General features: G+C 56.6%; 18 protein-coding genes. 9 read left to right on the top strand and 9 right to left on the bottom strand.

Going from position 1 to position 18617, the window contains the following annotated elements:
• The first annotated feature begins 270 nt into the window (after nt 1–270).
• Nucleotides 271–1146: a DUF6502 family protein gene (locus BA177_RS09950; protein WP_068615858.1), complete on the top strand. Its 876-nt coding sequence runs from the start codon at nt 271–273 to the stop codon at nt 1144–1146.
• A gap of 100 nt (nt 1147–1246) precedes the next feature.
• Nucleotides 1247–2566, top strand: coding sequence for a hypothetical protein (locus BA177_RS09945; protein ID WP_068615857.1), 1320 nt, complete (start codon nt 1247–1249; stop codon nt 2564–2566).
• Nucleotides 2567–2801: 235 nt separating this feature from the next.
• Here BA177_RS09945 and BA177_RS09940 read toward each other — a convergent pair whose 3' ends face one another.
• From BA177_RS09940 to BA177_RS09925, 4 genes are read right to left on the bottom strand one after another with little or no spacing between them, the layout of a single operon-like run.
• Nucleotides 2802–3614, bottom strand: coding sequence for a foldase protein PrsA (locus BA177_RS09940; protein WP_068615855.1), 813 nt, complete (start codon nt 3612–3614; stop codon nt 2802–2804).
• A gap of 42 nt (nt 3615–3656) precedes the next feature.
• On the bottom strand, nt 3657–3929 hold the full coding sequence (locus BA177_RS09935) for a BolA family protein (RefSeq protein WP_068615853.1): 273 nt from the start codon (nt 3927–3929) through the stop codon (nt 3657–3659).
• Nucleotides 3926–4225, bottom strand: coding sequence for a YciI family protein (locus tag BA177_RS09930; protein ID WP_068615851.1), 300 nt, complete (start codon nt 4223–4225; stop codon nt 3926–3928). The genes BA177_RS09935 and BA177_RS09930 overlap by 4 nt, the downstream gene beginning before the upstream one ends.
• Nucleotide 4226: 1 nt before the next feature.
• Nucleotides 4227–4784, bottom strand: a complete 558-nt coding sequence (locus BA177_RS09925) for a septation protein A (RefSeq protein ID WP_068615849.1) — start codon at nt 4782–4784, stop codon at nt 4227–4229.
• A 119-nt stretch (nt 4785–4903) separates the two neighbouring features.
• Between BA177_RS09925 and BA177_RS09920 the strand changes: the two genes are divergently transcribed.
• The 4 genes from BA177_RS09920 (at nt 4904) to rluB (ending at nt 8421) form a co-directional block, all read left to right on the top strand.
• Nucleotides 4904–5524: an L-threonylcarbamoyladenylate synthase gene (locus BA177_RS09920; protein ID WP_068615846.1), complete on the top strand. Its 621-nt coding sequence runs from the start codon at nt 4904–4906 to the stop codon at nt 5522–5524.
• 90 nt (nt 5525–5614) lie between these two features.
• Nucleotides 5615–6538 carry a segregation and condensation protein A gene (locus BA177_RS09915; RefSeq protein WP_068615844.1) on the top strand — a complete coding sequence of 308 codons (924 nt, stop codon included), beginning with the start codon at nt 5615–5617 and terminating at the stop codon, nt 6536–6538.
• Nucleotides 6539–6585: 47 nt separating this feature from the next.
• Nucleotides 6586–7614, top strand: coding sequence for an SMC-Scp complex subunit ScpB (gene scpB, locus BA177_RS19080; protein WP_068615842.1), 1029 nt, complete (start codon nt 6586–6588; stop codon nt 7612–7614).
• Between the two features lie 9 nt (nt 7615–7623).
• Nucleotides 7624–8421, top strand: coding sequence for a 23S rRNA pseudouridine(2605) synthase RluB (rluB, locus tag BA177_RS09905; protein ID WP_068615840.1), 798 nt, complete (start codon nt 7624–7626; stop codon nt 8419–8421).
• A 16-nt stretch (nt 8422–8437) separates the two neighbouring features.
• Here rluB and BA177_RS09900 read toward each other — a convergent pair whose 3' ends face one another.
• The 5 genes from BA177_RS09900 to BA177_RS09880 are packed head-to-tail and all read right to left on the bottom strand — an operon-like array spanning nt 8438 to nt 13307.
• Nucleotides 8438–9184 carry a YciK family oxidoreductase gene (locus BA177_RS09900; RefSeq protein WP_068619187.1) on the bottom strand — a complete coding sequence of 249 codons (747 nt, stop codon included), beginning with the start codon at nt 9182–9184 and terminating at the stop codon, nt 8438–8440.
• A 53-nt stretch (nt 9185–9237) separates the two neighbouring features.
• The gene (locus tag BA177_RS09895; RefSeq protein ID WP_068615838.1) at nt 9238–10557 is read right to left on the bottom strand and encodes a DNA recombination protein RmuC; all 1320 of its coding nucleotides are present in this window, start codon (nt 10555–10557) and stop codon (nt 9238–9240) included.
• A 6-nt stretch (nt 10558–10563) separates the two neighbouring features.
• Entirely contained in the window at nt 10564–11253 is a 690-nt protein-coding gene (gene gph / locus BA177_RS09890; RefSeq protein ID WP_068615836.1) for a phosphoglycolate phosphatase, read from the bottom strand.
• Nucleotides 11250–11966 carry a bifunctional 2-polyprenyl-6-hydroxyphenol methylase/3-demethylubiquinol 3-O-methyltransferase UbiG gene (gene ubiG, locus BA177_RS09885; protein WP_068615834.1) on the bottom strand — a complete coding sequence of 239 codons (717 nt, stop codon included), beginning with the start codon at nt 11964–11966 and terminating at the stop codon, nt 11250–11252. The genes gph and ubiG overlap by 4 nt, the downstream gene beginning before the upstream one ends.
• Nucleotides 11967–11987: 21 nt before the next feature.
• A complete protein-coding gene (locus tag BA177_RS09880; protein WP_068615832.1) occupies nt 11988–13307 on the bottom strand; it encodes a TRZ/ATZ family hydrolase in 1320 nt (439 codons plus the stop codon).
• Nucleotides 13308–13647: 340 nt separating this feature from the next.
• Between BA177_RS09880 and gyrA the strand changes: the two genes are divergently transcribed.
• The 3 genes from gyrA to BA177_RS09865 all read left to right on the top strand — a co-directional run bounded on the left by gyrA (nt 13648) and on the right by BA177_RS09865 (nt 18566).
• Nucleotides 13648–16194, top strand: coding sequence for a DNA gyrase subunit A (gene gyrA / locus BA177_RS09875; RefSeq protein ID WP_068615830.1), 2547 nt, complete (start codon nt 13648–13650; stop codon nt 16192–16194).
• Nucleotides 16195–16266: 72 nt separating this feature from the next.
• Nucleotides 16267–17349 (top strand): 3-phosphoserine/phosphohydroxythreonine transaminase, encoded by a 1083-nt coding sequence (gene serC, locus BA177_RS09870; RefSeq protein ID WP_068615828.1) that lies wholly within the window; start codon nt 16267–16269, stop codon nt 17347–17349.
• Between the two features lie 38 nt (nt 17350–17387).
• A complete protein-coding gene (locus BA177_RS09865; protein WP_068615827.1) occupies nt 17388–18566 on the top strand; it encodes a phosphoglycerate dehydrogenase in 1179 nt (392 codons plus the stop codon).
• The last annotated feature ends 51 nt before the right edge of the window (nt 18567–18617 follow it).

Here is an 18617-nt window from a genome sequence, read left to right as displayed (position 1 = left end):
GGCTTCGGAAAATTTCGACCATATTCATCATCTCAAGCGGCGCTTACCGGTCGTCTCAGTAACTCATTGAAAGTAAATAAATTAGTTATTTAGAGTCAATTGCAACTAATGACATTTGTTCTAGTTTGCTCGGCCAATCTTCCGCTCAAAAATCAATCTCCAGCATATTGAAGATTCTCTTCCTATCTAAGCGCATCTCCCTTCCCAAGTTAATGTTGACTGTGATGTAGTTCGGGAATAAATTCCCGACTATGGTTATTATGTTGATATATGACAGATTCTGTAAAAACCGGGCTCCTAGCCGCCTACGCAAAACTTCTCCGCCCACTAGTCAGGATTCTGCTTCGGCATGGAATTACTTACGCGGAATTGTCGGAGGTTGTTAAGACAGTTTTTGTGGAGATAGCCGCTCAGGAATTCAGAGTGCCCGGCAAGAAAATGTCGAAAGCTCGAATTGCGATTGTCACCGGCTTGACAAGAAAGGAAGTGCAGCGTTTGTCGAGTATCGGCGCAGAAGGTCGATTTGCGACAAAGACCAATATGAGCCGAATCGGACGAGTTCTATCCGGTTGGCACACTGACCCTGATTTTACGGGTCCGTACGGTATGCCTTTGGAGCTGCGGTATGACTCTGACAACGCGGACGATGTCACGTTTGTACGACTTGTTCAGCGATTCAGTGGGGATATGACGCCGCGAGCGATGCTTGATGAGCTTATTCGAGTCGGGGCAGTTGTAGAGACAGATCAAAATTGGTTCAAGGTGATTCGGCGAGAGTACGTTCCAAACTTATTGGCACCGAATTTTCTCGAACGTGTCGGCACAGGTATTCATAACTTTGTACACACAATCGAAACCAATATGCAAAAAGAAGGACCAGGCAAAGGCCGCTTTGAGCGAAGCGTGTGGCGCCCGGGAGGTATAAAGAAGGCTGATCTTGGAATATTCAATCAGTTTGTTAGGGATAGATGTCAGGCACTACTCGATGACATTGATAACTGGTTATCAAAGCTTGAAGCGCCTGACGAAGGGAAAGGAGACGAGGTAGTGCAGACCGGCGTGGGAATTTACCACTACGTTGTGCACGACGAAAACTCTGGACGGCAAGTAAGTGAGATCTTGGACGAACGGAAACGCCAAGACTGAGGGTGAAACAGTGACGTTTCGCCCGACACAGTTAAAAGATGCAGCCAAAGGGAAGAGGCGTATCAACCTTTAGAACTAGATTGTTGGAGATCTAATTCAAATGAGCGAAATTGCAAAGTTTAACCAGCGCCACAATCATAGATTGCGCGCGTTAAGTTTGATTACGGCGTGCATCTTTTGCGCGAATGGAACTGCATTAGCAGCAATTGACGGAACGGACGCTCGGGCCATCGACGGCACCGACGGTTTCGCAATTGACGGAACGGACGCTCGGGCCATCGACGGCACCGACGGTTTCGCAATTGACGGAACGGACGCTCGGGCCATCGACGGCACCGACGGTTTCGCAATTGACGGAACGGACGCTCGGGCCATCGACGGCACCGACGGTTTCGCAATTGACGGAACGGACGCTCGGGCCATCGACGGCACCGACGGTTTCGCAATTGACGGAACGGACGCTCGGGCCATCGACGGCACCGACGGTTTCGCAATTGACGGAACGGACGCTCGGGCCATCGACGGCACCGACGGTTTCGCAATTGACGGAACGGACGCTCGGGCCATCGACGGCACCGACGGTTTCGCAATTGACGGAACGGACGCTCGGGCCATCGACGGCACCGACGGTTTCGCAATTGACGGAACGGACGCTTGGGCCATCGACGGCACCGACGGTTTCGCAATTGACGGAACGGACGCTCGGGCCATCGACGGCACCGACGGTTTCGCAATTGACGGAACGGACGCTCGGGCCATCGACGGCACCGACGGTTTCGCAATTGACGGAACGGACGTTCGGGCCATCGACGGCACCGACGGTTTCGCAATTGACGGAACGGACGTTCGGGCCATCGACGGCACCGACGGTTTCGCAATTGACGGAACGGACGCTCGGGCCATCGACGGCACCGACGGTTTCGCAATTGACGGAACGGATGCTTGGGCCATCGACGGCACCGACGGTTTTGCAATTGACGGAACGGACGCTCGGGCCATCGACGGCACAGACCTCCTTGCCCTCGGAAGTGTCGATGCAGTCGGCGACGGCTTTATCTCAGTGTTAGGACAGACGGTATTCGGTGCTGAAAGCGATTTCGCAGGGATCAGTACCGGAGAGACCATTGCGGTCTTTGGCTCGATCGATACCGTTACCGGCGGTTTTGTTGATACACGAATCGTTTCGGTATCTCCAACCGGTATCGATTCGGGCATGCCGTCTTTCTTGCGTGGCACGGTCGATGAGGTCAATGCGACCTTGGGGCGTGCTGTCGTTAGCGGTATTACGGTTGATTACACCGCACTGCTGTCCAGGGGCATTGCTCCGGCAGTGGGTGAGCGTATCGCCGTGACCGGACGTAACTATCGTGGTCTTGGCTTGCTGGTTGCCGATCCAGACATGACTGCGGAGTTGAGGTAACGACGAAAGTCGGGGGCAAAAAAAAGTCGGCGTCCTTGCCGACTTAGTTCTCGTATCAACTTGAAGGAGATTCGAGAGTTGGAGAAGCCACCCCTGAGCGATTAAGAGGCGACTTGCGAGCTATAATGGCATCATGAGCAATTAATGCTGTGATCCGTCTCACAGAAAAATCGGCAAAAGAAAAAGGGCGCTGTAAGCGCCCTTTTTCTTGTCCGCATTCTATGGATTAAGTTAACTAGTTGCTGATATCGCTCGTGCTGCGAAGCTCTTCCAGGTGCTTTTGGAACATGCGTTGCTGGACGACTTGCTGAATCTCGCCTCGAACTGTTTCAAGCGGTGGAGCTTCGGCTTCCCGAGATTCCTCACGTTTGATTACGTGCCAGCCAAACTCTGTCTGAACCGGCGATTTCGTGTAGGCGCCATCTTCCAGTGCGGCGACAGCATCAGAGAAGGGAGCCACCATTTGATTGGGCGAGAACCAGCCGAGATCGCCGCCATTCGGTCCTGAAGGGCCCGTTGAGCGAGATTTCGCGAGCTCGACGAAGTCTTCACCGTCGTCAAGGCTCCCAATAATTTCTGTCGCTTCGCCCTGGCTTTCAACAAGGATGTGCCGGGCCCGGAACTGCAGCGGTGGAGCCAGTGCACGTTGTGCCTCGTACTCAGCCTTGATCTGCTCATCAGTGACGGTTGCTCCCGCAAAGAAACGACCAGCTACGGCCTGAGCCAGAATTCCGCGGCGTTGCAATTCGATCTGCGCTGCGATCTGCGGCTCTTTTTCGATGGACTCAATGTCTTTCTGAGTCGTCAGCAGGTAAATGTCCGTGAGTTCATCCAGCAACGTCTCACGTTCGTTCGCAGCAACCTGAGCTGAAGGACGACTTGTTCGGCTTTGCATATAGAACTCAAGCACGGAGCTGTCGATATCCACGCCGTTTACGGTCTTTACCGTTTCCGCCACCGCCGTATACGAAGCGGATACGCCGAGCAGGCTTGCCAACAGCGCTGGCAGCATTCTTACGGCGCGGTTTGTGCCGATCATTTGTTCCATCTAGAAGTCCTTGTGATTGTCAAATAAAAAGGGGGGCGCGAATCAGCGTTCGTCCGGGGTTTTCGCCTGTATTCGCAAAGCGTGTATATCGGTCTGCATCAGCACTCCCAGCGCATCATAAACCATGCGATGTCGCTGCAATTGACTGCGTCCCTCGAAGCCAGCGGCAATAATTTTCACATCAAAATGACCACGGCCGTCTTTTGCGCCTGCATGGCCAATGTGAAGATGACTCTGATCTTTGACCAATAGTTCCTGCGGTTCAAAGGCCTCCCGAAGCAGTGCCTCTATCTCATTGATTCTACTGGTGCTCAAGGCAGGACCAGTTTAAAAGGCTTGATAGTGACCCCGGCGTAGACGCCGGCAGCGACGTACGGGTCGGCATCAGCCCAGGTCTGCGCATCTTCCAGGGAGGCGAAATCGGCGACTACGAGGCTTCCTGTGAATCCGGCCGGACCCGGGTCTTCCGAATCAATAGCTGGATGTGGCCCGGCGATCAACAGGCGCCCGGCATCCCGGAGCTCGTTAAGGCGTTGCATATGGTCCGCACGCACTTTGAGTCGCCGTTCGAGGCTGTTCTCCACATCTTCGCTGATTATGGCGTACCACATTCTAATTCTCCGTATTGTTGTCTAGTGTCTCATCGTTCTTCATCGCCGATGAAAGCCACAGGCTTTGAATGATGATGAAAACCAGGGTCAGCCCAAGCATGCCGAAGAGCTTGAAGTTTACCCAGAAGGCTTCGCTGAAATTGTAGGCAACGTAGATATTCACAACGCCGACGAAGATGAAGAAGCCCACCCAAATCAAGTTAAGCGTTCGCCATTGAGGGGCGCTGAGCGTGGCTGCGTTACCGAGCATTCGCTGGATAATGGGCTTGTCGCCAATCCACAGACTGCCCAGGAAAACGAGGCCAATTACCCAATTGAGCACCGTCGGTTTCCAGAACAAAAACAATGGATTGTGAAAGAATAATGTGGCGGTTCCCAGTATCAGAACCAATACAGTCGATGCGGCGTAAATGCGGTTTAGCTTTTTCGTCAACGCCCATTGGACTAACAGTATTAATGGCATGGTGCCCATTAGGACCGCCGTCGCAAAATAGATGTCTTTGAGGAAGTACGCGACGATAAATACGACTATGGGGATATAGTCTACAAGTAGCTGCATGAGGGTATTGTCTTGATGGTGAAGGGCGAAAGGGGCGAATGATAGCGCACTCGAGCCGGTGATCGAAACGCGAAAAACTTAGCGCGACGCGGACGGGTTCGTATCGTTACAATCCCGCTATGGCGCGTCTAGTAGAACTTCACCCGGTCGACCCTCAGCCACGCACTATTGCAGAGGTTGTCGCGGCAATCCGCAGTGGTGGGCTGGTGGCTTATCCCACTGACTCCAGCTATGCGTTGGGCTGCCATCTGGGCGACAAGCGAGCCATGGACCGGATTCGGCGGATTCGGCGAACTGACAAGGATCATAATTTCACCTTGGTTTGCTCCGATCTTTCCGAGATTGGCATATACGCTCGTGTGGACAATTGGGCTTACCGCCTGATAAAGGCATTAACACCGGGTCCTTACACCTTCATCCTGCCTGCCACGCGGGAGGTGCCAAAAAGGCTGCAACACGCGCGCCGCCGGACGATCGGCCTGCGTGTTCCGGATCATGCGGTTGTGCGGGCCATGCTGAATGCGCTCGGCGAGCCGATCATGAGTTCTACACTGTCGCTTCCTGGAGACGATATGCCGTTGACGGACGTCGAAGAGATAGAACGGCGGATCGGCCACGATATCGAAATCATAGTTTCATCCGGATCCACGGGTATCGAGCCTACGAGTGTGCTGGATCTGACCGGCGATTCTGCGGAAGTCTTGCGGGTAGGGCGCGGCGATTTGAGCTTTCTCGATTGAACTCCGCAGGCATGGCGCGGTGTGCGAATGTTGGCTTGCAGTGGGCAGCGCTTATTACGCTAAAATGCACCGACCCCGCCCGGATATCCCATGAAACCTGAATTGACAGTCGTTACCAGCAAGGACGCGCCAAAGCCCGTGCAAGAATCGCCAGTACGGCCCACGCAGGGGGAAATGCCGTTTGCCGTAGTTGACGGCGAGCCATTGACTCAGCTCCCCCAGGATCTGTACATCCCGCCGCATGCCTTGCAGGTGTTTCTCGAAGCCTTCGAGGGGCCGCTGGATCTGCTGCTGTACCTGATTCGACGCCAGAATATCGACATTCTTGATATTCCGATTGCCGAGATCACCCGGCAGTACGTTCAGTACATTGAGTTGATGAAGGAAATGCAGCTCGAGCTGGCCGGTGAATACCTGCTCATGGCGGCAATGCTGGCCGAGATCAAATCACGGATGTTGCTGCCAAGGCCTCCGACCGAAGAGGATGAGGAAGAAGACCCGCGCGCGGAACTTGTACGTCGCTTGCAGGAGTATGAACGTTTCAAGAAGGCGGCAGAGGATCTCGACGATTTGCCGCGACTTGAAAGGGACGTGTTCCCGGTAGCGGCGGATGTGCCAGAACGGAAAGTTACGCAGATCTTGCCGGATGTCACCCTCAAGGAATTGCTGCTGGCGTTTCATGATGTGCTCAAACGGGCAGAGATGTTTTCCAACCTGCATATGCAGCGCGAACCTTTGTCCGTGCGGCAACGAATGTCGGAGATTCTGTCGCGTATCAAGTCAAATGCATTCAGCAGTTTTGCAGACTTGTTCGATCCCGAAGAAGGTCGAATGGGCGTCGCGGTGACGTTCATCGCGATTCTCGAATTACTGCGTGCGTCAACGATTGAAGTCGTACAAGCGGAAGCGTTTGCGCCACTGCATATTCGCGCTGCGTCGTCCGTGCGCCTGGTCGATTCGAATTCCCCGGAAAACCCGGTAGACGCCCCTGACGATGCGGAAGCAAACGGCTAGTCTCGGGCGCGACCGTTCCCTCATTACTGAACACTACTGAGCCTTAAATGGAAGTTACGGAAATCAAGTATTTTGTAGAGGCGGCACTGCTGGCAGCTGCTAAACCGCTTTCTATCGATCAGATCAAGGGCTTATTCGACGAGTCATCCTCGCCGGAAAAATCCGACATACGTGAAGCGCTGACGGAGTTGCAGGAGGAGTACAAGCCGCGCGGTATAGAAGTGACGGAGGTCGCTTCCGGCTTCCGCATGCAGGTCAAGGCCACTATGGCCGAGCGGCTTGAGCGGCTCTGGGAGGAGCGACCACCGCGCTATTCACGTGCGCTGTTCGAAACGTTGGCATTGATTGCGTATCGGCAGCCGATGACGCGCGGGGAAATCGAAGAAATTCGTGGCGTCGCGGTGAGTTCAAACATTATTCGCAGTTTGCTGGAGCGCGACTGGATACGGGTTGTTGGGCATCGTGATGTGCCCGGGAGACCGTCGATGTTCGGTACAACCCGGCAGTTTCTGGATTACTTTGGCCTGAAGAAGCTTGACGACTTGCCGCCGCTTGCCGACCTTTCGGATTGGGAGAGTCTGCGGGTCCAGCTCAATTTGCCGGCTGTTGAGGGCGACACGGTTGACACTGGCGAAGATCCTGAGTTTGAGGATTCGGCTGCCAAACCCGAGAACTCGGATGACTCCGACGACGACGGTAATTTCGAAGACAGCGACGATGGCGAAAGTGCATTTGCAGATAGTGATGACGCTGATGTCGACGATGATGCGGATGTAGAAGCCGGTGACGGGCAAGACGCGGAGTCCGGTTCGGACGATTCGGTCGACGATAGTGACTTTACCGAAGCCGAAGCCGAAGCCGAAGCCGAAGCCGAAGCCGCCGAAGCCGAAGCCGAAGCCGAAGCCGAAGCCGAAGCCGAAGCCGAAGCCGAAGCCGAAGCCGAAGCCGAAGCCGAAGCCGAAGCCGAAGCCGAAGCCGAAGCCGAAGCCGAAGCCGAAGCCGATACTGAAGACGACGCGGAAGATGTCATCGAAGAGCTGGACGAGCGGGCAAGCAACTCAGCAAGTAATGGCTGAGCCGGTCTGATGGCTGAGCGCGTACACAAGTTTCTGGCGGCAGCCGGTCACGGCTCCCGGCGTGAGATCGAAGGCTGGATACGCGAAGGTCGTCTGACCATCGATGGCAAGCTTGCGGAACTCGGCAGCAGCGTTGAGGGCGGCGAAAGCTTTGCGCTCGATGGTCGCCGTATTCAGGTACGTCAGAAGGCGATCCCCCACCAGCACTTGATGTACCACAAGCCCGGCGATGAGCTGGTCAGTCGAAAGGATCCAGAAGGGCGTAGAGTTGTTTTCGCGTCAATTCCGCGCCTGAAAGGCAGTCGCTGGGTCGCTGTTGGGCGGCTGGACATGACGACAACCGGGCTGTTGTTGTTTACCACGGATGGCACGCTCGCTAATCAGCTCATGCACCCTGCGCAGGGTCTCGTGCGGCGCTACGCTGTTCGGGTTCACGGTCAACCCAGTGATGATGATATTGCTCGCCTGGCCAGTGGCGTAGAGCTGGACGATGGCACGGCATCATTCGACTCGATTAACGAGGCCGGCGGCGATGGTGCAAATCGCTGGTTCAACGTGACCTTGCGGGAAGGTCGGAACCGCGAGGTTCGACGCTTGTGGGAAGCACTCGGTTTCGAGGTCAGTCGGCTGATGCGGGTCGCTTACGGGCCGATTGAATTGCCTCGCAGCTTGCGCCGCGGCAAGCACCGCTTATTGGCGCCCCCCGAGGTGCGGGCGCTCTACACAGCGGCCGGTATGCCCGTTCCGCGCGCAGTGATGGCACCTATAAGAAAGAAAAAGTATAATAAAAACAAAAAGAAACGATAGTTTCTTGATGTGAAAACTATTGTGCGTCCAGGCTTTGGCCGGTTATTTCTTTACTGTCCGGTCCCAGCAGGTACAGGTAGCTCGCGAGTACTTGTTCCGGTGTTTTCAACGCATCCCTGTCTTCGGCCGGGTACGCGGCCAGCCGCATCCCTGTGCGTACAGCGCCTGGATTGATGCAATTCACCCGCATCCCGGTGTGCTCCTGTTCGGCGGCGAGAATTTGCGACAGCGCCTCGGTACCAAACTTGGACACGGAGTAGGCGCCCCAGAACGGCTTGCCTACACGCCCGACACCGCTGCTGGTGAATATTACCGACGGTTGCTCAGCTTGGTGCAGCAGTGGCAGAAGTACTTGAGTCAGGGCGAACGCGGCGGTCAGGTTCACGTGCAATACTTTCTGCCATTCGCCGGCATCGTATTGCTCGATGGGCTGCCGATTGCCAAGAATGCCGGCATTGTGGACCAGCCCGTCCAGCCGCCCGAATTCTTCCAGCAAACTTTCGGCCAGCGTTGAATACGACGTGCCGTCTGCGGTCGCGAGGTCCATGACGGCAATGGACGGTCTCTCGCTACCTTCAATCGCTTCAATGGCGTCGTAGACCTTTTCCAGCTTAGCGGCATTCCGGCCGTGCAGAATTACGCGCGCCCCGAGACGCGCTGTCTCGATAGCGAGTGCGCGGCCAATGCCGTCGCTGGCGCCGGTGATAAGGATAACCTTGTCACGAAGCAGGCCAGTGGGGGCGTCGTAATTTTTGTGGTCGATAGTCAATGTTTCATTTCCAGAGTTTGCGGCTGCCAGCGATACGGCAGCGTGGTTTATTTCAAGGCCGGCTGATCCGGTTCGTTATGTGTTTCGTCGCTGCTCATTTCGACGATCTTTCGCGGCAGGGATTCGAGCGGCTCCGCCAACTCAATCTCTTTCTTGGGCCGGATACCCAGTTCGACGAACTTCCGCGCTCCGGGCAGGACTTTGCGCTCCAGTGAGCCGACCGCGCGATTGTAATGCTCCACGCTGCTCGCGAGGTTCCTGCCGACCTTGTTGAGGTGGGTGACAAACGTGCCCAACCTTGCATAGAGGTCTTCAGCGAGGCGACGAATTTCTTCGGCGTTCTCGGCCAGGGCCAACTGACGCCAGCCGTAAGCAACGGCTTTCAGCAATGCGACTAAACTGGTCGGCGTTGCCAGGATGATTTGCTGTGACAGGGCAAACTCAATCAGCTCGGGATCTTCACTCAGCGCGGCGCTCAGAAACTGATCGCCGGGTATGAACAAAATCACAAACTCCGGGCTCTTGGAGAACTGGTCCCAGTAGCCTTTGCTGGCCAGTTTGCGGATGTGGTCACGAAGATTGCGCGCATGCCGCTTCAGATGCAGGTCGCGTTGCGCGTCGTCCTTCGCTTCGGCGGCGGCGAGGTAAGCATCCAGCGGTGTCTTGACGTCCACGATCAGCTCGCGTTGATCAGGCATGCTGACAATCATGTCGGGGCGCATGATTTTGTCACCGTCGACGTTGTGTACCTGCTCCTGAAAATCGCAATGCTCAACCATGCCGGCCAGCTCGACGAGTCGCCGCAAAGTGATCTCTCCCCAGCGACCGCGGACTTCCGGCCGTCGCAACGCCTTGACCAGGTTTTGCGTTTCCTCGGTCAGTGCCCGCTGGTTCAACTGCATGGTTTCCAGCTGCGAACGAATGCTGCCGTACGCTTCGCTGCGGGACTTCTCCAGTTCCGAAATTTGTCTCTGCGATTGCTGCAATGCATCGCGAATCGGTTTGACCAGGTTTTCCACCGCCTGCTCACGTTCGCCGAGTTCACGCTTGGCGCGCTCCTGGTGGGTGTTCAGATTCTGCTCTGCCAACCGCAGGAAATTCTCGCTGTTCGCTTTCAGTGATTGATTGGCAAGCTCTGAAAACGCCGCGGTCAGTTTGCTGTTTGCCGCTTCGAACGCCAGTTCACGTTCTTTTTGCAAGTCCTCCTGATCCTTGATGCGAGCTTGCAGCTCGAGGGCCGTTTGCTGATGTGCCCGCAGTCGCGAGCGCAACACGAACCAGCAAATCAGGGCGCCGAGTACCAGACCTGCCAGCAGCATGGGTAGGCCGATGTCGATCAGAGCGGGGTGCAGTGTCAGTGTTGCCATGGCTGCTTAGCCTAACTCTTTAGCCACTAGTTGCGTGAGTTCCGCCGGGCTGGCAGCCACTGTGTGCGCTTGCCATCGCTCCGGGTCATCATCGGCCGTGATGTAACCCCAGGCGGCGGCGACCGTGGCCATGCCTGCCGCGCGCCCGGCTTCAATGTCGCGTCTGGCATCGCCCACGTAAACGATGTGTTGCGGCTCGACGTTGAGGATTCTGCTCGCGAGCAACATCGGCGCCGGGTCTGGCTTGCGTTTCGGCAGTGTGTCACCGCTGATCGCGCAGCCCATGCGCTGGTGTAGCCGCAGGGTAATCATGATGGCGTCGGTCATAGCTTGCGGCTTGTTGGTCACTACACCCCACGGCCGGCCTTGTGCTTCAAGGGTCAGCAGTAGTTCGTCCAAACCCGGAAATACGGCAGAGCTCGCACAGACTTGCTGTTCATAGGTTCGTAGAAACCGCTGCTGCAACCCGGTCTGCAGATCAGCATCAGCATCAGCATCCGGGAAGCCGATCCGCACCAGTCCGGCTGAGCCGTTGGAGACACAGGTTCGGGCCAGTTTGTAGTCGGTTTGGGCAACTCCCATCTCTGTCTGCAGACGATGCAGTGCGGCAACCATGTCCGGTGCGGTATCCACCAGGGTGCCATCGAGATCGAAGAGTACGGCGTGGCAGTCCATGCCCAGCGACTTTGCGGTCATGCCGACTCAGGGCGAGTGAAGTGCATCAGGTAATTCACGTCCACGTTCGGCCCCAGTGAGTATTCATGAGTCAACGGGTTGTAGTGCAGGCCGATGCTGCTCTGCAATTCCAGCATTGCGTCACGCGCCCATGAGTCGAGTTCCGATGGTTTGATGAATTTCTGGTACTCGTGGGTGCCGGCAGGTAGCAGGCGTAACAGGTGTTCCGCCCCGACGATGGCAAAAAGAAACGCTTTCGGATTGCGATTGATCGTCGACAAGAATACGTGGCCGCCAGGCTTGACCAGTGTCGCACAGGCATTGATTACCGCATCCGGGGCGGGCACATGTTCCAGCATCTCGAGGCAGGTGACGACGTCGAAGCTTGCTGGGTGCGCTTCCGCAAAGGCTTCTGCCGTGCTTTGCTGGTAGTCCACCGATATGCCCGTTTCAGCCTGATGCAGGCGAGCGACGGTTAGCGGACCTTCAGCCATGTCGATGCCGGTCACGACGGCACCTGCAGCGGCCATCGACTCCGCCAGAATTCCGCCGCCACAGCCGATGTCGAGGACTCGAAGTCCCTGTAACGGCGCGCGTTGCCGAATGTAATCGAGGCGCAGCGGATTGATCTGGTGTAACGGGCGGAATTCGCCGTTCGGGTCCCACCAGCGCGCGGCAAGGGCGTCAAATTTCGCAATCTCGGCCGCATCGACGTTGTCGTTTGTTGTGCTCACAATTCAGTTCTCTTGGCGTGTTCAGGCAGCGCTTATGCGATCTCGCCATTCGGCGCTACGCGTCAGAATGTCGTCAATATCCACGTGCATCAACTGGCCGTCTTCGACCTGGTGTCGGCCAGCAACCCAGACGTCGCTGACCTGCTGCGAGTGCGCAGTGTATACGAGCTGCGAGGTCGGATCGTACAGCGGTTGGCTGTTCAGGGTGCCGAGATCAACGCAGGCGATGTCTGCCCATTTGCCGGGCTCCAGTGAGCCGGTCAGTTCATTGATGCCCAGTGCCCGGGCCCCGTCCAGCGTGGCCATACGCAGCGCTGCACTGGCGGGCAAGGCGGCCGCGTCCCCGGCCACCGCTTTGGCCAGCAGTGCCGCGGTACGCATTTCGCCCAGCATCTCCAGTTCGTTGTTGCTGGCAGCTCCGTCGGTGCCGAGACCAACGACGATGCCTGCCTTGCGGAGAGCTTCTACCCGGGCCATGCCGCTCGCGAGCTTCAGGTTGGAGCGGGGACAGTGTGCAATGGCAACGCCACGATCCGCGCAGAGCGCGATCTCGTCATCGTTGAGGTGAACGGCATGCACCAGCATCAGTGTGGCATTCACCATGTTCAATTTTTGCAGGCGGGCAAAGGGCCTTAGTCCGCTGCTGTTCTGTTCGTCGACGATTTCCTGTGCGGATTCGTGCAGGTGAATTTGCACGCGACTGTCCAGCTGGTCGCACAGAATGCGTAGCTGGGCGAATGACTCATCGGCAACGCAGGCGGTGGAATGGGGTGCGAAGGCCGCTGAGATCAGTGGGTGATCGGCGTAGCGATCGTGGACCAGCTCGGCACCTTTGCTCAGGCATTGGGCGGCATTTTCGGCCCACGGCGTGGAGAACTCGACGACCGGCGTCGCAACCACGGCACGCATGTGCATGGCTTCGGCGGTTTCAGCGACGACTTCCGGGAAAAAGTACTGGTCACTGAAGCAGGTTACGCCAGACAGCAGCATTTCGGCGATGGCATGACGGGTGCCGTCACGCACCATTTCGGCGCTGACAGAGCGGTGCTCGGCCGGCCAGATACGGTCTTTCAGCCAGCGTTCCAGGGGCAGATCGTCGCCGTAGCCGCGAAAAAGGGTCATTGCAGCATGGGTATGGGTGTTAATCAGACCTGGCATCAGGACGTGCCGGGGGCGTTCAATCAACGCGCCCGGCGAATAGCGTTCACGCGCGATTGTTGCGGGCAGGACGTCGAGTATCCGGCCATCGTGGATAGCAATGGCGTGGTCTTGCAGTGCGCCGCCGTCGCCACTGACCGGCAGACACCACCCGGCCACTATCAGTGTGTCGCATTGCTGCATGAATACCTGCTCTTGTCTGCTAATGATGGCGCGGTCAAGGCCGCTATCGGGCTGCGTGGACCGGATTCGGTCGCTTCCTGCCGGTGCCGCAAAGGGTCGCTAGTATAACCGTCAGCCTATGGCATGCCAGCAAATCCCAAGGTCGATTAGGCTCCCTTGAGAATGGCTCATAACCGTGTGGTTCTGCGGCCTGCTGTGCTATCATGCCGCCTACGGATTTGATGCTTCTCAGCCCTCGATCCGGGCCCGGCAAAGCAGAATTAATCTCAACCAATTCCAAGTCAATGAAGGTCGCGATTCCGTTCCTTCGAACGGGGCCGCTCATAACGTGTGAGTAAGGATGTCTGAAGTAGCTAAGGAGATTTTGTCTGTAAGCCTCGAAGAGGAGATGCAGCAGTCTTACCTCGATTACGCCATGAGTGTCATCGTGGGCCGCGCTTTACCGGATGTCCGGGACGGTCTGAAACCGGTTCACCGCCGTGTCCTGCACGCCATGCGCGAGCTGGGCAACGACTTTAACAAGCCTTACAAGAAATCGGCCCGCGTTGTCGGTGATGTCATTGGTAAATATCACCCGCATGGTGATTCGGCAGTCTATGACACCATCGTTCGCATGGCGCAGCCCTTTTCGATGCGCTACATGCTGGTTGACGGGCAGGGCAACTTCGGCTCCGTCGACGGTGACGCGCCTGCTGCCATGCGTTACACCGAAGTGCGCATGGCCAAGATCGCGCATGAAATTCTCGCGGACATCGAAAAAGAAACCGTCAATTTCGTCGAAAACTACGACGGTTCCGAGTCCGAGCCGTCGGTCATGCCGACCCGGTTTCCGAACCTGCTGGTCAATGGGTCCTCGGGAATCGCCGTTGGTATGGCCACCAACATAGCGCCGCATAACCTCACTGAAGTGATCAACGCGTGCCTGGCGACGATCGATAATCCGGCGATTGATCTGCCGGAGTTGATGGAGATCATTCCGGGTCCGGACTTCCCGACCGCCGGCATCATCAACGGCGCCGCGGGCATTTATTCGGCCTACCGGACCGGCCGGGGGCGCGTGCACATCCGCGCCCGAACCATCATCGAAGTTATTGATAAGCGTGGCAAAGAAGCAATCGTAGTGACCGAGTTGCCGTACCAGGTCAACAAGGCGCGGCTGATTGAGAAAATAGCTGATCTCGTGCGGGAAAAACGTATCGAGGGCATCACGGAGTTGCGGGACGAGTCTGACAAGGACGGCATGCGTGTCGTTATTGAGCTGCGCCGCGGCGAAGTGTCGGATGTTGTGCTCAATAACCTTTACAAACAAACGCCGATGCAAAGTGTCTTCGGCATTAACATGGTGGCGTTGCACGAGGGCCAGCCGAAGCTGCTTAACCTCAAGCAGATTCTGGAAGCGTTTCTGTCCCACAGGCGCGAAGTGGTCACCCGCCGGACGATTTTCGATCTGCGCAAAGCGCGTGACCGGGCCCACGTACTGGAAGGGCAGTCGGTTGCGCTGGCGAACATCGACGAAGTGATCGCATTGATCAAAGCTTCACCGTCGCCTGCTGAAGCAAAAGAACAACTGGTCGCACGGGTTTGGTCATCAGGTTCGGTTAGCGAGATGCTGGAACGGGCCGGTGCAACCGATACCCGGCCGGATGGTCTTGAAGAAGAGTTCGGCCTGCACGGTGCGGAATACCGGCTCTCGCCGGTTCAGGCACAGGCCATCCTCGATTTGCGCCTGCACCGGCTCACGGGTCTGGAGCAGGACAAAATATTAAATGAATACAAAGAGTTGCTCGATAAAATTAATGAGTACTCTATTATTCTTTCGGACCCGGATGAACTGCTGCGGGTCATTCGCGAAGAGCTGACGGTGATTCGTGATACCTACGGTGATGAGCGCCGGACAGAAATCGTGCAGGACCACAGTGACCTCGTTGCCGAGGACCTGATTCCGCAGGAAGAAGTCGTGGTGACCTTGTCACACGGCGGTTACGCCAAGGCCCAGCCGATTGATGACTACCAGGCGCAAAAGCGCGGCGGCCGTGGCCGGTCAGCGGCCAAAGTGAAAGATGAAGACTTCATCGACAGTTTGTTCATTGCCAATACCCATGACACGCTGTTGTGTTTCTCAAGCTTCGGCAAGATGTACTGGCTCAAGGTTTATCAGGTTCCGCAAGCGAGTCGCGGCTCGCGCGGCAAGCCGATAGTCAATCTCCTGCCGCTCAGTGCCGACGAGCGTATCAGCGCCATTCTGCCCATCCAGGAATTTGACGACGAGAAGTTCGTGGTCATGGTGACCAGCGGCGGAACCATTAAGAAAACACCGCTGAGTCAGTTCTCGCGGCCGCGGGCAAACGGCATCATAGCGATAGATTTGCGTGATGATCGGCTGGTCAATGTGGCCCTGACGGATGGCCAGCAGGAAATTTTGCTGGTGGCCAGCAATGGCAAGGCGATCCGGTTTAATGAGGGCGATGTACGGCCGATGGGCCGCGGTGCCGCCGGCGTTCGCGGCATCAAACTCAGTGACGGTCACGAGGTTATCGGGCTGTCTATTCTTAGCGGTGGCATGATTCTCACCGCGACAGAAAACGGTTACGGCAAGCGCACGGAGATCGACGATTTCCCGGTCCAGGGACGTGGCGGTCAGGGTGTTATTGCCATACAGACGACGGACCGGAATGGCCGTACGGTGGGCGCATTGCAGGTGGCGGACGACGACGAAATCATGCTGATCAGCTCCAGTGGCACCTTGGTGCGAACACCGGTCAGCGATATTTCGATCATCGGCCGTAACACGCAGGGCGTTCGACTGATTCGTCTGGAGTCGGGCCAGCGGCTCGTTGGTCTGGCGCGAATCGAACTCATGGGTGAGGATGAAGCCGACGCCGAATAAATCGGTCACAGTCAGCCCCTATAGTGTTGTTCACCTGCCTCTCGAATTAACTCAATCTCTACAGGAAATCGCATGTCCCGCGTATTCAACTTCAGCGCTGGCCCAGCTGCATTGCCAGAACCCGTATTAGACCGTATTCGTAACGACATCCCGGACTGGCAAGGCTCGGGAATGTCCGTCATGGAAGTCAGTCATCGCAGCAAACCGTTTATCGCCGTCGCTGAAAAAGCAGAGGCCGATCTGCGCAAACTGCTCGGAATCAGTTCGGACTACAGTGTGCTGTTTTTGCAGGGAGGGGCTACCCTGCAATTTGCCATGACGGCCCTCAATCTCGCTGGCCCGGGTGATACGGCTGATTACGTGCAAACGGGCAGTTGGTCGAAAAAGGCGCTGAAGGAGGCTGCTTTGCACTGCAAGGTCAACGTGGCGGCCAGCAGCGAAGACAGTGGGCATTGCCATATTCCGCCCGAAGATGAGTGGCGCCGCACGAAAGATGCCGCCTATCTGCACTACACACCCAATGAGACTATTGGCGGTGTCGAGTTTCATTTCGTGCCCAACGCAGGGGACACGCCATTGGTGGCTGACATGTCCAGCACGATACTGTCGCGGCCGGTGGACGTCAGCAAATTCGGTCTGATCTACGCCGGGGCGCAGAAGAACATCGGTCCCGCCGGAATCACGGTGGTGATCGTTCGTAATGACCTTCTCGAGCGTGCCCGGCCAGGTCTGCCGACCTTGCTGACCTACAAAGCGTTTGCGGAATCAGGCTCCATGACCAACACGCCGCCGACGTTTGCCTGGTACGCCGCTGGCCTGGTGTTCGATTACCTGCTGGAACAGGGCGGTCTGGAATCGGTCGCTGCCGTCAATGAACGCAAGGCGAAGAAACTGTACGCGGCAATAGATGCCTCCGGGTTTTATACGAATCCGGTTGCTGTGGATGCCCGGTCCTGGATGAACGTCCCCTTTATCCTTGCTGATTCCGGTCTGGACGGCGAGTTTCTCGCTCAGGCGGATGCCGCAGGTCTAACCAATCTCAAAGGCCATCGTTCAGTCGGTGGCATGCGTGCTTCGATCTACAATGCCGTTTCTGAAGCGGCGGTCGATGCTCTGATCCAGTTCATGCAAGATTTCGAGAAATCGCAGTCCTGATTCCTTTACCGAATTACCTGAGCCAGACAAACGACATCATGTACAAAGTATTAACACTGAATAACATCGCCGTGGCCGGCTTGCGCCGCTTACCTCGTGACCGCTATGAAGTCAGTTCGGAGTCCTCCTCGCCGGACGCTGTCATTCTGCGGTCGCATAACATGCATGACATGACGATTCCGGAATCGGTTGCCGCCATTGGGCGCGCAGGCGCTGGTGTCAACAACATCCCGGTATCTGCCATGAGCGACCGCGGCGTACCGGTCTTTAACGCGCCTGGCGCCAATGCGAACGCTGTCAAAGAGCTGGCGGTCGCCGGTCTCTTGCTCGCTGCACGAAATATTTGCGATGCCCGCGAGTACGTCAAATCGTTGACCTCGACTGGCGATGAGCTTGCCAAGGACGTTGAAAACGGCAAGAAGAAGTTTGTTGGCTTCGAATTGCCCGGACGTACCCTCGGCGTGATTGGCCTTGGCGCCATTGGCGTCGAAGTGGCCAATGTTGCTTTGGCACTGGGCATGAAAGTCGTCGGCTTCGATCCCAAGATTACCGTCAAGCGCGCGTGGCAGTTGTCGTCCGGCGTCAAGCAGGTAGAGACTCTGGATCGCTTGTTCAAAGCATCGGATGTGGTTTCCGTTCACGTGCCTCTCGTCGATGGCACGAAAGGTCTGGTCAGTGCCGATCGACTGAGCTTGATGAAAGATGGCAGTGTAATCATCAACTTTGCCCGCGGTGGGGTGGTCGATTCAAAGGCTGCGTTGCAAGCACTCAACAGCGGCAAGCTGCATGCTTACGTTTGCGACTTCCCTACACCGGAACTGATTGCGCACCCCAAAGTTATCGCGCTGCCGCATTTGGGAGCATCAACGACCGAAGCGGAAGAAAACTGCGCCGTAATGGTCGCCGAGAATGTCAAAGAATACCTGGAAAACGGCAATGTTCGTTCTTCAGTCAACTTTCCAGAGGCGGTCATTCCCCGTGCCGACGCGTGGCGTATAACCATTGCGAACGCGAACGTGCCGAACATGGTTGGCCAGATTTCGACCTGCCTGGCTCAGGCTGGCCTGAACATTGCTGACCTTCTGAACAAGTCCATGGGGGATATCGCGTACACGATCGTCGATCTCGATGGTCCGGTATCCGAGGAAACGATGCAGGCGATCCGTGGAATTAAGGGCGTGCTGAGATTGCGTAATCTTGGTAAGCCGATATCCTGACAGCCTTGACTTGGAAAGCCGTCTGCAAGGCGGCCACTTGTCACGGCATTT

It is taken from the genome of Woeseia oceani (genome assembly GCF_001677435.1).
Taxonomy (GTDB): Bacteria; Pseudomonadota; Gammaproteobacteria; order Steroidobacterales; family Woeseiaceae; genus Woeseia; species Woeseia oceani.
This window is presented reverse-complemented; position numbering and strand designations above follow the sequence as displayed.